Here is a 13,732-nt window from a genome sequence, read left to right on the forward strand (position 1 = left end):
CATCGCTTAAATTGATTCTTATACAGCAGCAGGAGCAGCTATTTGCAATGGATCTGCGTAATGTGCCAGTCCGTAGTTACGTTTGGTCGCTTCTTCAGGATGCAGCACATGCCATTCAAACTCGTCACGGAAGTGACGGATAGCAGCAGCCACCGGCCAGGCAGCAGCATCGCCCAATGGGCAGATAGTGTTACCTTCTATTTTACGCTGGATATCCCACAGCAGATCTATATCACTCATTTTGCCCTTACCATTCTCGATATTCTGCAGTACACGCTTCATCCAGCCGGTACCTTCACGACATGGGCTACACTGTCCGCAGCTCTCATGGTGATAGAAACGGGCGAATGTCAGGGTGTTCTTCACAATACACTGGTCTTCGTCCAGTACGATGAAACCACCGGAACCCAGCATGGTACCGGTAGCAAAGCCACCGTCAGCCAGACTTTCGTACGTCATCATACGTGGTTCACCTTTTGCAGTTTTCAGCAGCAGGTTGGCCGGCAGGATAGGTACGGAAGAACCACCGGGGATACATGCTTTCAGGCGTTTGCCATTAGCGATACCACCACAGTATTCGTCGGAGTAGATAAACTCTTCTACTGAAATATTCATCTCGATCTCATATACCCCTGGTTTGTTGATATTACCACAGGCAGAGATCAGTTTAGTACCGGTAGATTTACCAATACCGTATTTTGAATATTCTTCACCACCGATACGCAGGATAGGCACCACAGCAGCGAGTGTTTCCACGTTGTTCACCACAGTCGGGCAATCCCACAGACCTTTTACAGCCGGGAATGGCGGTTTAATGCGCGGGTTACCACGTTTACCTTCCAGGGATTCTATCAGGGCAGTTTCCTCACCACAGATATAAGCTCCGGCGCCACGTTGTACATATATTTCGAGATCAAAGCCAGTACCCTGGATATTCTTACCCAGCCAGCCATTTTTCTTTGCTTCTGCGATTGCCTGTTCCAGGATGTCGGGGATCCAGGCGTACTCACCACGAATGTAGATATAGCAGCTGTTGCAACCCAGTGTATAGCTGGAAATGAGCAGGCCTTCTATAAGCAGGTGAGGGATAAATTCCATCAGGTAACGGTCTTTGAATGTACCGGGCTCTGATTCGTCTGCATTACATACCAGGTAGCGGGGTACGCCTTCTGGTTTTGCAATGAAGCTCCATTTCATACCGGTAGGGAAACCGGCGCCACCACGACCTCTCAGACCGCTCTTTTTCACTTCATCCAGCACCTGGTCAGGTGTCATGCTTCTGAGCGCTTTTTCTGCTGATCCATAACCTCCGTTGGCCCGGTATACATCATAGTACCGGATGCCTTCTATGTGCGCTTTGTCAAAAAGTAGTTTGCGTCCCATCTTACTTTTTATGATTGTAGACCGTATTCCGGTCATTCCAAGTTTTAGTTTGCTTTAACCCTGCATTCCTCAATAATAGCATCTACCTTTTCAGGGGTGAGGTGCTCACGGAAGTGTTTACCCAGCTGCATCATCGGAGCGTATCCGCATGCGCCGAGGCATTCTACCGTTTTGAGGGTGAACAGGCCATCTTTGGTGGTTTCACCCACGCCGATGTCCAGTTTCTTTTTGATATAGTCTATGATGTTGTCTGAGCCACGCAGCATGCAGGGGCCTGTCTGGCATACTTCAAATACGTATTTACCTACAGGCTTCAGGTTAAACATCGAGTAAAAGGTAGCCACCTCGTACACTTCGATCGGTTTGATCTGTAACAGGGAAGCCACGTAATCCATGGTTTCCGCGCTCAGCCATCCGCCAAACTCTTCCTGTGCCAGATGCAGCACGGGAATCAGGGCGCTCTTCTGTTTCCCTGCCGGGTAACGGGCGATGATCTCTTTTACCTTATTCAGTTTCTCTTCAGAAAACATAACTATGAAAGAAAAAATTATTAATTAAGCATCCAGTTCACCTGCTATCAGATTCAGGCTACTCATACAGATAACGGCATCGCTCAGCATTGCGCCTTTGATCAGTTCTGCATAAGCCTGGTAATATATGAAACATGGGCGGCGGAAGTGCAGCCTGTAAGGGCTACGGCCACCATCACTGATGAGATAGAATCCCAGTTCCCCGTTGGCGCCTTCTACAGGATTGTACAATTCGCCTGGCAGGATATCAGATTCACCCATGATGATTTTGAAGTGGTAGATCAGCGCTTCCATTTTGGTGTATACCGCGCTCTTTTCTGGCAGGTAGTAAGCAGGTACATCTGCGTGGTATACATCTGAAGGCAGGTCTTTCAGCTTATCCATTGCCTGACGGATAATGCTCAGGCTCTCCCACATTTCGGCATTACGCACCAGGAAACGGTCGTAGCAGTCGCCGGTGGTACCTACGGGTATATTAAATTCGAAATCTTCGTAAGAGGAATATGGCTGTGCCACGCGCACGTCGTAATCCACACCCGCAGCGCGCAGGTTAGGACCGGTAAAGCCATAGTTGATGGCTCTTTCCGCGCTGATAGGGCCTACGCCCTGGGTTCTTTCCATGAAGATACGGTTACGGTTCATCAGGGTTTCGAACTCCTTCAGCGCTACCGGATATTCTTTCAGGAAACGTTCTATTTTCTCAAATGCCGCAGGGGTAAAGTTTCTTTCAAAACCACCTACACGGCCAATATTTGTTGTTAAACGGGAACCGCATATCTCCTCGTAAATTTCGTATGCCAGCTCACGGTATTTCATGAGATAGAGGAAGCCGGAGAAGGCGCCGCTATCCACACCTACCACACCGTTACAGATCAGGTGGTCGGTAATACGTGCCAGTTCCATGATGATCACACGGAGGTAGTCAACGCGCTTGGGGGTTTGAATACCCAGCAGTTTTTCTACGGTCATGTGCCATCCCATATTATTGATAGGAGATGAACAATAGTTCAGACGGTCTGTTAAAGGAGTGATCTGGTAGTAAGGACGGCGTTCTGCTATTTTCTCAAATGCACGGTGGATATACCCTACAGTAGATTCTGAACTCACGATACGCTCACCATCAATTTCCAGGATATTCTGGAATACCCCGTGCGTAGCGGGGTGGGTAGGGCCCAGGTTAAGGGTTTGTGTTTGCCTCTCTATGGAGCCTTCCGGCAGTGTGATATGTTGCTGCTCTGACATGTTCAAACGAATAATTTATTAAATGCCAATATGCCCGCCGCGGCCGAACATTTCATCATCTTTATCGGTACGGGTCTGATCTTCCAGCGGAAATTCCTTACGCATGGGGAAATAGGTCATTTCATCCACGTTCAGGATACGTTTCAGGTTCGGGTGCCCTACGAAGTTCACGCCGAAGAAGTCGTATGTTTCCCTTTCCATCCAGTTGGCTGATTCAAACAGCCGGGTAGCTGTGAATACGCGTGTATCCTCAATGCTGGTGTATACTTTGAAACGCAGTCTCACCCTTTCACGGAAGTTGTACAGGTGATATACTACTGCGAGCTCCTCCCCTGTTCTGTTGGGGTAGTGTACGGCAGTGAGGTCCGTTAAAAAACGAAATTGCAGTTCCTCATCATCGTACAGGAACTGCATTACTTTTAGGTTCAGGTCTTTAGGTGCTGCAAATGATAGCATCCCAAAGGATTCTTCCACCTGGCTGATTGATTCCCCAAACTTTTCTGCTAACCTTTGCTTTATATAGTCGTTTGTCAAAGACATTACGATTTCAATTTTCTATTTCAGATTGACTTTTCGGATATGATCTTCTTCTTTCGTGTAGATTACTCGATACCGTAAGAGTTCAATAATTCCTTATATTTCTCGCTATGACGGCGGCGCAGACTTTCCTGTCCTACCAGTTCCTGCACACGCATGAAGCCGTCAATAATCGCTTCAGGACGTGGAGGGCAACCGGGAACATACACATCCACCGGAATCACCTGATCTATACCTTGTAATACGGAGTAAGTATCGAATACACCGCCGCTGCATGCGCAGGCGCCTACGGCTACTACCCAGCGGGGTTCAGCCATTTGCAGGTATACCTGGCGTAATACGGGACCCATTTTCTTGGAAATTGTGCCCATTACCATCAATAAGTCACACTGGCGGGGGGTGAAGGCCATTCTTTCAGAACCGAAGCGGGCCATATCATAGGTAGAGGCCATGGTTGCCATAAATTCGATACCACAGCAGGAAGTAGCAAAAGGCAGCGGCCAGATGGAGTTCTTACGCGCCAGACCAATTACCTGGTCGAATGTTGTTGCAAAAAACCCTTCCCCTGCATACCCTTCGGGTACTTCTACACTCTTCACTTTTTCATTATACTGAACCGGACGTGCCATACCATGTCAGATTTAAAAAATTTCACAATCAGATTTGACCTAAACGCACACGGGATTGCCAGCCACCGGCAACCCTTCTGCTAAATATTCTATATAAGTATCAGTCTTCCCATTTCAGCGCTCCCTTCTTCAGTATGTAGAAGAAGCCGCCCATAAAGAACGCCACAAACAGTAACATGGCCATGAAGCCATCCCAGCCAAGTTCTCTGAAATTCACCGCATAAGGATAAAAGAAGATCACTTCTACGTCAAAAAGCACGAACAGTATGGCGGTTAGGAAGTACTTAATGGCTACTGGCTGACGTGCATTACCTTTTTGTTCAATACCACTTTCAAAGGTAGCAAGTTTGTCGCTGGTTTTACGTTTTGGCCCCAAAAAATGCGTGGCGAGCATTGTAATTCCAACAAAGCCCAGTGCAGCTATAAGCTGCAAAACAATGGGAAAATAGCTAAAAGGAGTAGTTGCTGACAATAATTCTGTGTCTGTAAACATAAGCTTCCCTGTATAAATCGTTCTCCGAATGAGCAAAAATAGGCTAACTAATGCAAAAATCAAATCTTATGAAGGATTAAAATATTATCTTTTTTCACCAACCGGCAATAAAAAAGCCTCCTGTCGCCCGACAGGAGGCTTTCATATAACTTTTAATCCCTTATTTTTTGTTACCCTGAGCTGGTTTAACAGCTGCCGCTTTGGTCTTGTTTTCCTGGTTTTCCTGGATCGCTTTTACCGTGGCGTTGTTAGGATCGATAGCTAATACTTTATCCATCCAGATCTTCATATTTGCCTGATCGTCCTTATTGTAGTAGTAGATCATCATATACTGATAAGGGAACATCAGCTGGGAAGGCTTGTTCATCTTCTCGTCACCTTTGATCTCAAAGAATTTCTGGAAGTAAGGAACTGCCACGCCTGATTTTGCTTCAGGATCTTTTGCCATGTTGGCACGACCTCTCCAGTAAATACCCAAAGCTTCGTTGTTTGGATATTTAGCTGCGAAAGCGCCCCAGGTTGAATCTGCTGCATCGTATTCACGTGCGTAGATTTCCATGGTACCTTTGAAGAACATATCCTGTACTTTACCGCTGTTCTGCTCATCGGTAAATTCATTTACCAGTTTGCCATACCACTGTGCTGAACGTTTAAAGTCGTGCATTGCTTTGAAGTTGTCTGCAACGGCTCTGTATTTTTCAACATCTTTTGCGGTATCTGCCAGGGCATATTTCTCCAGGTACATACCTGCCAGTGAATCGTTCACAGCTTCCTGTGCAGAGTCAGTTACATGCTGCTGATAGATTGCGCTCAGCAGTTTGTAGTCGTTAGCCTGCAATTTAGCGTCACCAACGGATTTAGCGTATTCTTCGATCACCTGTTTACCGGTAGTGGTATCACCTTTCTGCAGATAAGCATCTGTCAGCAGGCGTACGAATTTACCTTTATTACCTTCGGTTGTCTGTGGTAATACGGCTTTGGTTTTATTGATAGCAGCATCGTAGTCTTTACGGTAGAATGCGATAGCAGCCAGGTTGTATTCGTTTTCCAGTTTACCAGCGCCTGTACCTACTACTTCCATATATTTCTCCAGGTATTTCGCTGCATTTTCGAGTGACAGCTGAGCTTTGGTTGGAGTGATATAGAACTGATACAGTTCATAGTAAGCAGGTGCGTAGTTAGGATCCATGTTGGTAGCCTTTGTCCAGTCGTTCACGGCATCCTGCAACAGTTTAGCGTTGTAGTTTACCAGACCTTGTTTCAATACGGCTTCAGCGTTGTTTGGATCCAATTCCAGTGCTTTATCGTAGGCAGTGATTGCTTTACCACCGTTTTCACCACCGAGGTAGCGGTAAGCGTCACCTAATTCGATGTAATCAGCAGGTTTTGCAGTATATACTTCTTTCTTTTTACGGCCTTCGTTGTTCAGCAGTTTTTCCATTACTGACAGTGCGTAACCGCGGTCACCACCTTTTATTTCGGTGTTTGCATCTGCAATAGCACGTGCTACGTCGCCATTGCGTCCTTCAGAAGCTGTGTTAGCTGCTTCAAATTTCTGTTTTGCTGCTGCAGCATCACCTTTCAGCAGGTCGATACGGCCAAGGCCTACCTGCAATAAAGGTGAAGTAGGTACAGCCTGCAATCCTTTCTGAAAAGTTGCGGCGGCACCGGCGTCATCGTGCAGGCCCAGCTGCGCGATACCGAGGTAGTAATAACCTCTGTCGTCAGTTGGCTTTGCAGCTATTGCTTTTTCCAGGTTTCCTTTGGCTGTCTCATACTTGCCATAATACAGGTCTTTCAATCCATCTTCTACAGATTGGGCCATGGCGCCGTTCGCGACGCACAGCAATGCAACAATTAAACTTTTCCGTCTGTTCATGAGCAATCCGGTTTTTAATTTTAGTTGTGTTAGTTTTTTACTTAATGTTCGCTTCCCTGAATACTACATTCAATCTCGCAGGGAACAGTCTGAATTTCGCAATGATCATCTGTCCTTCATAACTCCCCAGGAAAGTGGCGAACCCTGATCCCAATCCTGAATATGGTTCTTTCAAGCAATAGAACAAACCACGTTTAAGCTGGTAGGAACCAAGAGCGATGTATGCCTGATATGGTTTTACAAATTCTGAACCATAATCTGCCCTCACCTTGACCACTTGCACTTTATTTGTAAATTCTATAGAAGCTGAGTCGTTCGGATCTGAGATCCAGCTCACTCCTATTACACCAATCGCATCTTTCATTTTAGCCACATAATCAACCACTTCGGGATTCGTTTTAGCAGCCATTACATTAGGCGGCAACGGTTTTCCCTTGTTGATTGAATCGCGGACATATCTTACCGTACTTGAATTCTGATTATCAAAAACTATCTGGTGTTTCGTGGAATCAGACCCGTCCATAATTTTCCGCACCTGGTCCATTGTGAGGATGCTGTCGGGATTACTACGGTTAGTAATCAGCGCTACTCCATCCCAGGCTAACAGCAGGCTTTGCGGCGATATCTTCAACTCCTTGAAATATGCTTTTTCTGCTTCGCTGAAATCTCTTGTTACGAAAATCAGTCTTGAACTGTCTGCTAACAGATCTTTAAAGCATTCTGCTTCGGGCTTATATTCAGCAATGATATGCGCGTTCTTATAAAGGGATTCGAAAACCTTGATTTCGGCTTCCATCAGCGGGCGATAGGTTTCATCCACACTGATTCTGATGGTCCCTGCAGTTGGCGTATCCTGCTGCACCCCGGACTTGTTGGCTCGTCCGCAAGATGTCAGTAAAGCTGCTACAGCTAACGAAATAACAGCGATCTGGCTTCGCCTGATTATTCTGGTCATCATATGTTCGTCTCTTATTTAATCCTTTTGATGAAATAGGTTCTTCGTTCCTCTATATACACGGAAAAGACCATACGCAATTAGTATGACGCCAAAAATTGTCAGTATAGTCTGTGACACCTGAAACTGTCCCAGGTTATATTTCTGCGCAAAGATTGCATATAGGCCCAAGAGCAGAAAAAATACACCCCTGATTAATTCCCCGAGCGAACGATAATTTACCTTAGTCCGCGTGTTTCCAGATCTTTCTTGTTGCATTAGCATTGTTAGCGAATTACAAGTATACAAAAAAATATTTCCAAATAAATACCTGTTCTTTTAGAGGATTGTTAAAAAAAAGCGGTTCCGACCCTATCTCCTTCACCCTAAACCAGCCACTACAGCAGGTTTCAATAATCGTCCGGCATACACACATTTTTTCATATTCAATCTACATCTAATTAAATAAGAACTTGTTAAAACCATGTTAAATACTGGTACTTCCAGCGCTATGTTGTACACAATCATGAAGATATATACTCATTAAAAAGAAAGTATAGTATTAATCATTGTTATCATATAGATGCGGAGAAATTCAGATTCCATAACACGTGGCTGTCTTAATTTACGGCCCATCCAGCCTAATATACAGCAGTTCAGGATTTTACCGGGCGCATAAAATAATGTTAAAATCTTGTAGGTTTGCGGAAATTATGAAAATACTGATGGTATGCCTGGGGAATATTTGCCGTTCCCCCCTGGCAGAAGGAATATTAAGGCACCTTGCCCTTCAGCAGGGACTGGATTGGGAAATAGATTCTGCCGGTACGGGTAACTGGCATGTAGGCGATCCTCCTGACCGCCGGTCGGTGAAAGTAGCACAGCGTCATGGAATAGACATTTCCGGACTGCGGGGCAGGCAATTCCAGTCAGCGGATTTTGACCGGTTTGACCGCATTTTTGCTATGGACCTGGACAACTACAGGGATATACTGCTTAAAGCAAGAACTGAGGAAGATAAGGCTAAATTACAGCTGTTGCTGGACGATCAGCAACCCGTGCCCGATCCGTGGTACGACGATGCCTTATTCGAACCGGTGTATAAAATGATCTATGAGGCATGTGAAAAGATCGTAGCTGGCAAAAAATAAATTACTTTAAAGCATAATTGAACAATAATGATAAAACCCAGTATACCAAAAGGTACCCGCGATTTCGGGCCGGTAGTGCTCAGAAAGCGGCAATACATTTTCCAGACCATCCGTGAAACATTTGAACTGTTTGGGTTCCAGCCTCTGGAAACCCCTACCATGGAGAACCTGGACACACTTACTGGTAAATACGGTGAAGAAGGTGATAAGCTGATATTTAAGATCCTGGACAATGGTGATATCCTGGGACGCGCCCAACAGGCGAAGGATAGCCGGGAACTGGGTATCTTATTATGTGAAAAGGCCCTGCGTTATGACCTCACTATTCCTTTTGCAAGATATGTGGTGATGAACCAGAATGAACTGGCACTGCCTTTTAAGCGGTATCAGATGCAGCCGGTATGGCGCGGAGATCGTCCAGCGAAAGGCCGTTACCGCGAATTCTATCAATGTGATGCGGATGTAGTAGGTAGTAATTCATTGCTGAATGAAATAGAATTGCTCTTAATCTACGATACTGTGTTTACCAAACTTGGTATGGAAGGATATGAGGTAAGGATCAACAATCGTAAGATCCTTGGCGCATTGGCTGAACTGGTAGGACAACCCGAGCTTCTAACTGACATTACCATCTCAATCGATAAGCTGGATAAGATAGGTCTTGACGGCGTTAAAGAAGAGTTACAGCAAAGAGGACTTTCTTCCGATGAAATTGCCATCATTGAAAACTTCCTCAGCATTGAGGGCAACAATGAGGAAAAACTGCAACAGTTAAGTACTCTCTTCAAAAACTCCCCTACCGGTCTGAAAGGCGTAGAAGAATTATCTTATGTGCTGCATACACAGCCGGATGCCTTCAAAACCACGCCGATCCTGGATGTAACGCTGGCGCGCGGTCTGAACTACTATACAGGTATGATCGTAGAAGTAAAAGCGCCTTCGTCCGTAAAAATGGGCAGCATCGGTGGCGGTGGCCGCTATGATGATCTTACCGGCCTGTTTGGTCTTCCAGGCATTTCCGGTGTAGGTATCTCCTTCGGTGTAGATCGTATCTATGATGTACTAGAAGAACTGCAGTTATTCCCTGCTGATGCACAACAGGGTACACAAGTGCTCTTTTTCAATCTCGACCGCCAAACGGAAGGTATTGCCTTCAAACTGGTGATGCAACTGCGTGGTAAGGGCATTGCTTCTGAATTGTTCCATGAGCCGTCAAAGATGGATAAGCAGATGAAGTATGCGAATAAACGGAATATCCCTTATGTGATCATTATGGGTGAGAGTGAGGTGCAGGAACAAGTGGTGAGTGTTAAGAATATGGTGAGTGGGACGCAGGAGAAAGTGAAGATGGTTGATTTAGTGAATTATAATTTCTAAGGAAAATAATAATACAGGTAAAGGCCCGCGTGATGCGGGCCTTTGTTATTTAATACTTTCAAGGAATTTCCGAACTCTTCGCTCTTCACCGTAGAAGAACTGGTCTTCCACTCCCAGGCTATTGTAATAATCCTCTTCGATACGTTCCTCTAAGGTTTTGTGAATACCTCTTTTTCTGTCATCAAGTATTTGCTGCCAAATCTTCGCAACCCTATCTGCCCTTTCCTTTCTCAACTCTTCTCTAATTTGCTCTTCTTTCCTTTTCTCTTCCTCCTCATCTACAAAAATGATCATAATTATAAATTTTGACGTTAACTAATCTGGTTTTAAAATATTGTGCCCGGTTACATACCTGAATCCCTGTTTATCTATCACCGCTATTTTTATCACCCCACCTACAGTCGGAATTTTCTCTATAAATGTCTGAAAGGTCATTTCTAGTTTCAAAAAGAGATAAGCCATATTAACGGCCTGCTGCAGACTTAATTTTGATAAAGTCTGTTGTATTTCCGAATCTCCTTTCTTATATCCCAGTTTCAAATCGATCTTGTTAGCGAGTTGCCCCACGTAAACAGGGGTGATAGATTCCAGCGGCAAATTGAAATCCTCCATCATTTCTTCTAATATGCATGGGATAAAGTCCAAAGATGAATGACTCTTTTCTTCTAAAATTTTTCTACTTATATTATCCTGACCTTCGATCACTACATAACTCTTCTCAGATATTCTTTCATAACTCACATATTTCCACTCACGCTCCTCAATACCTTGCACAACTGCCTTGTCTATAACTATTCTATATATAATCGTCTTTTCAGTAATTGACTCGTAGTGAGTAAACAGCAATATACTTCTTCCTATATAACCTCTTACTGCAATACATGCTCTTACCTTTTCTTCCATAAACCTGCAAAAATCCATTACCCTGGTTGCAACCGTTTTGCTATAATAATTTTCGTCTTCCTCATTAATGGCAACCAATTCCTGTATCAGATGTTCAATCGTCTTACGTCCTATCTGTGAAGCTCCTGCTAATGTTATTGCAGTAAACTTATCGAACTGGAAAAGCTTTTCTGCGTAGTCTGTAGTATGAGATGGCTTCTTCTCAAACAAGCCGATTAGCTCATTCCTGTTAATGCTGATCTCATTGCTGTTCGCATTCCCCTGTTTACGCTTTAAATAGTCCATGAACTGATCGTAAGTCACTACGTTCTTACTAAATGTGGCTAAAGAATCGGCGATCACCGCTACGCCTTTCTTTGCAATTACAGATGCAATAAAAGTCATTGGTTTTTGATTGGGTAAAACAATGGTTTCGACAAAAGCACTAATCACGAATTTATATACACATCACAAACCAGCCAAATTATTTTTCACACAACAAACTGATAGGCAAATGGTTAACACAATAACGTAAATATTATATAATAAAAAGCTCTACAACTATAATTCTATCGAATGCAAAAACGGCTGTCCGCATAAGCGAACAGCCGTTTCTTTCAATAGTATATGTTTATTACTTTCCTTTCTTAAACGCTTCCAACCCACACTTCAACCAGCTGGCATATTCACTCGCACGGGGAGTATATCCTACAGGCTTTGTTAACAACTTCTCATCAGGGCTGATCAGCACATAATAAGGCTGCGAGTTGTTCACAAAATTCTCGGTTTGCATCGTAGCATATTTATCACCGATAGTTTTAATTTCCTTCTTACGACCTGTATTGGTAGTAAAGAGGAACTGCTGATCTTCCGGTAACAATTTCCTGTCATCCACATACAATGATACCAGGATATAATCTTCTTCTATTAATGTTCTCACTGCCTGATCAGGCCATACATTCTCTTCCATTTTACGACAGTTCACACATGCCCATCCTGTAAAGTCTATCAGGATCGGTTTGTGCTGCTCTTTTGCCAGTTTCAGCGCTGCTTCATAGTCATTCACCACATTTGCCTCAACGCCTTTAGCTGCGTCCTTATAAAGGCTATAACTCAATGGCGGAGGAAAACCGCTGATCAATCTGCGGTTAGCATATTTGGTATTTGTTACACCTGGCAGCAGGTACAAAGTCATTGCAAGGAAGATCAGGGCCAGCACCCAACGGGTAGGACTGATCTTCTTCAATGGTGCATCGTGCGGGAAACGGATCTTACCCAACAGATACAACACAATGAGGAAACCACAGATAATCCACACGGCAAAGAATACCTCACGTTTTACCAGTCCCCAATGTGTTACCAGGTCGGCATTGGAGAGGAATTTAATTGCCATTGCTACTTCAATGAAACCCAATACTACTTTCACTGACGTGAGCCAGCCACCGGACTTCGGCAGTGATTTCAACAGGTTCGGGAACATGGCAAACAATGCAAAAGGCAATGCCAGGGCAAATCCGAAACCAGCCATACCAACTGTCAGCTGCATAGCGCCGCCGTCGGTTGAGAGGGAACCTGCCAGCAATGAACCCAGAATAGGACCGGTACAAGAGAATGATACCAGTGCCAGTGTCAATGCCATGAAGAAAATACCGATAATACCACCTACGCTTGTTTTCGCATCCACTTTGCTGGCGAGACCGCTTGGCAAGGTGATTTCAAAGTAACCAAAGAACGAAATGGCAAACACGATAAAGATCACGAAGAAGATCAGGTTTAGCCATACGTTGGTAGAGATATTGTTCAGGATCTCAGGATCCAGTGAATCGAGGAAATGGAAAGGCAGGCTTAATAACACATAGATCAGGAAAATGAAGAAGCCATAAAGGCTGGCATTCAGTACTCCTGTCTTTTTATCCTGCGACTTTTTAGTGAAGAATGATACAGTGAGCGGTATCATCGGGAACACGCAAGGTGTCAGCAATGCAATAAAACCACCGATCACACCCAGGATGAACAATCCCCAGAGGCTTTTCTTAGCGGTTCCTTCTTCCCCACCACAGTTATTCACCGGATGGTCTTTGTCGATGGAAGCACGTTTCAGTGTTTGTCCGCCGGCGGTAGATTCCTGTAAGCCCGCTGCCACATTCACCAGGTTACCGCTTGCATCTACATTAAAACGGAACTTCACTTCTTCAGGACCTACCACTTCGTCGCCTTTCAGCGCCATGTAATTAACAGCGCCTTCCAGTTTTGTAACAGGACCATTCAGTTTTACGGTCACCAGCAGAGATACCTGGTTTTCGAAGTATTTGATCTCGGTATTATCGAATAAAGGCTCCGGCGCCTTTTTCAGTTCTCCTTCTTCTGTGATACCGGTAATCGCAGCTGCGCTGTCGACCGTTACACGGGTATTAGGTTCATCATCTTTCATGGTAGTGGAAAACAGCTTCCAATCTTTCTGTACAGTACCTTTCAGATGTAATATATATTCATGTTCACCCTTTTTCTCTGCTGTATACTCCCATTTGGCGACAGCTGCGGGAGCAGGATTCTCCTGTGCCCTGACAGCAAATACAGCGGTGATAAGGATAATGAACGTAAGCAACTGCTTCATATAAATAATAGGCTTTAAAGACTTATTACCATTCCAAATAATAAACGAGTTCCTCTGGGAACTCGTTTATTAAATTCTGTT

Annotated in this window: 13 protein-coding genes; 2 read left to right on the plus strand and 11 right to left on the minus strand. The window is 44.6% G+C overall.

The genetic code is table 11. The features are described 5' to 3' along the window. Positions 1-18 precede the first annotated feature (18 nt). The 8 genes from nuoF to BLR32_RS00690 form a co-directional block, all read right to left on the minus strand. On the minus strand, positions 19-1,383 hold the full coding sequence (gene nuoF, locus BLR32_RS00655) for an NADH-quinone oxidoreductase subunit NuoF (RefSeq protein WP_089829849.1): 1,365 nt from the start codon (positions 1,381-1,383) through the stop codon (positions 19-21). 44 nt (positions 1,384-1,427) lie between these two features. Further along, positions 1,428-1,913: an NADH-quinone oxidoreductase subunit NuoE gene (gene nuoE / locus BLR32_RS00660; RefSeq protein WP_089828315.1), complete on the minus strand. Its 486-nt coding sequence runs from the start codon at positions 1,911-1,913 to the stop codon at positions 1,428-1,430. 24 nt (positions 1,914-1,937) lie between these two features. Beyond that, positions 1,938-3,155 carry an NADH-quinone oxidoreductase subunit D gene (locus BLR32_RS00665; RefSeq protein WP_089828316.1) on the minus strand — a complete coding sequence of 406 codons (1,218 nt, stop codon included), beginning with the start codon at positions 3,153-3,155 and terminating at the stop codon, positions 1,938-1,940. 18 nt (positions 3,156-3,173) lie between these two features. Then, positions 3,174-3,695, minus strand: coding sequence for an NADH-quinone oxidoreductase subunit C (locus BLR32_RS00670; protein WP_089828317.1), 522 nt, complete (start codon positions 3,693-3,695; stop codon positions 3,174-3,176). A 62-nt stretch (positions 3,696-3,757) separates the two neighbouring features. Next, positions 3,758-4,321 (minus strand): NADH-quinone oxidoreductase subunit B, encoded by a 564-nt coding sequence (locus BLR32_RS00675; protein ID WP_089828318.1) that lies wholly within the window; start codon positions 4,319-4,321, stop codon positions 3,758-3,760. A 100-nt stretch (positions 4,322-4,421) separates the two neighbouring features. Then, on the minus strand, positions 4,422-4,814 hold the full coding sequence (locus BLR32_RS00680; RefSeq protein WP_089828319.1) for an NADH-quinone oxidoreductase subunit A: 393 nt from the start codon (positions 4,812-4,814) through the stop codon (positions 4,422-4,424). A 160-nt stretch (positions 4,815-4,974) separates the two neighbouring features. Beyond that, entirely contained in the window at positions 4,975-6,693 is a 1,719-nt protein-coding gene (locus BLR32_RS00685; RefSeq protein WP_143011310.1) for a tetratricopeptide repeat protein, read from the minus strand. A 37-nt stretch (positions 6,694-6,730) separates the two neighbouring features. Next, a complete protein-coding gene (locus BLR32_RS00690) occupies positions 6,731-7,651 on the minus strand; it encodes a PstS family phosphate ABC transporter substrate-binding protein (RefSeq protein ID WP_089828321.1) in 921 nt (306 codons plus the stop codon). Positions 7,652-8,340: 689 nt separating this feature from the next. Here BLR32_RS00690 and BLR32_RS00700 point away from each other — a divergent pair. Together BLR32_RS00700 and hisS are read left to right on the plus strand one after the other, a co-directional pair. Then, positions 8,341-8,778, plus strand: a complete 438-nt coding sequence (locus BLR32_RS00700; protein ID WP_176842114.1) for a low molecular weight protein-tyrosine-phosphatase — start codon at positions 8,341-8,343, stop codon at positions 8,776-8,778. 27 nt (positions 8,779-8,805) lie between these two features. After that, positions 8,806-10,155: a histidine--tRNA ligase gene (gene hisS / locus BLR32_RS00705; RefSeq protein ID WP_089828323.1), complete on the plus strand. Its 1,350-nt coding sequence runs from the start codon at positions 8,806-8,808 to the stop codon at positions 10,153-10,155. Between the two features lie 45 nt (positions 10,156-10,200). On the opposite strand, the gene BLR32_RS00710 is transcribed toward hisS, so the two are convergent. The 3 genes from BLR32_RS00710 to BLR32_RS00720 all read right to left on the minus strand — a co-directional run bounded on the left by BLR32_RS00710 (position 10,201) and on the right by BLR32_RS00720 (position 13,651). Beyond that, positions 10,201-10,449, minus strand: coding sequence for a hypothetical protein (locus BLR32_RS00710; protein ID WP_089828324.1), 249 nt, complete (start codon positions 10,447-10,449; stop codon positions 10,201-10,203). A gap of 21 nt (positions 10,450-10,470) precedes the next feature. Then, complete coding sequence (locus BLR32_RS00715) at positions 10,471-11,442, minus strand: hypothetical protein (protein ID WP_089828325.1); 972 nt, start codon at positions 11,440-11,442, stop codon at positions 10,471-10,473. Between the two features lie 229 nt (positions 11,443-11,671). Then, entirely contained in the window at positions 11,672-13,651 is a 1,980-nt protein-coding gene (locus BLR32_RS00720; RefSeq protein WP_089828326.1) for a protein-disulfide reductase DsbD family protein, read from the minus strand. Positions 13,652-13,732: the final 81 nt, after the last annotated feature.

Origin of the sequence: Chitinophaga filiformis (assembly GCF_900102545.1) — a bacterium.
In the GTDB taxonomy this organism is placed as follows: domain Bacteria; phylum Bacteroidota; class Bacteroidia; order Chitinophagales; family Chitinophagaceae; genus Chitinophaga; species Chitinophaga filiformis.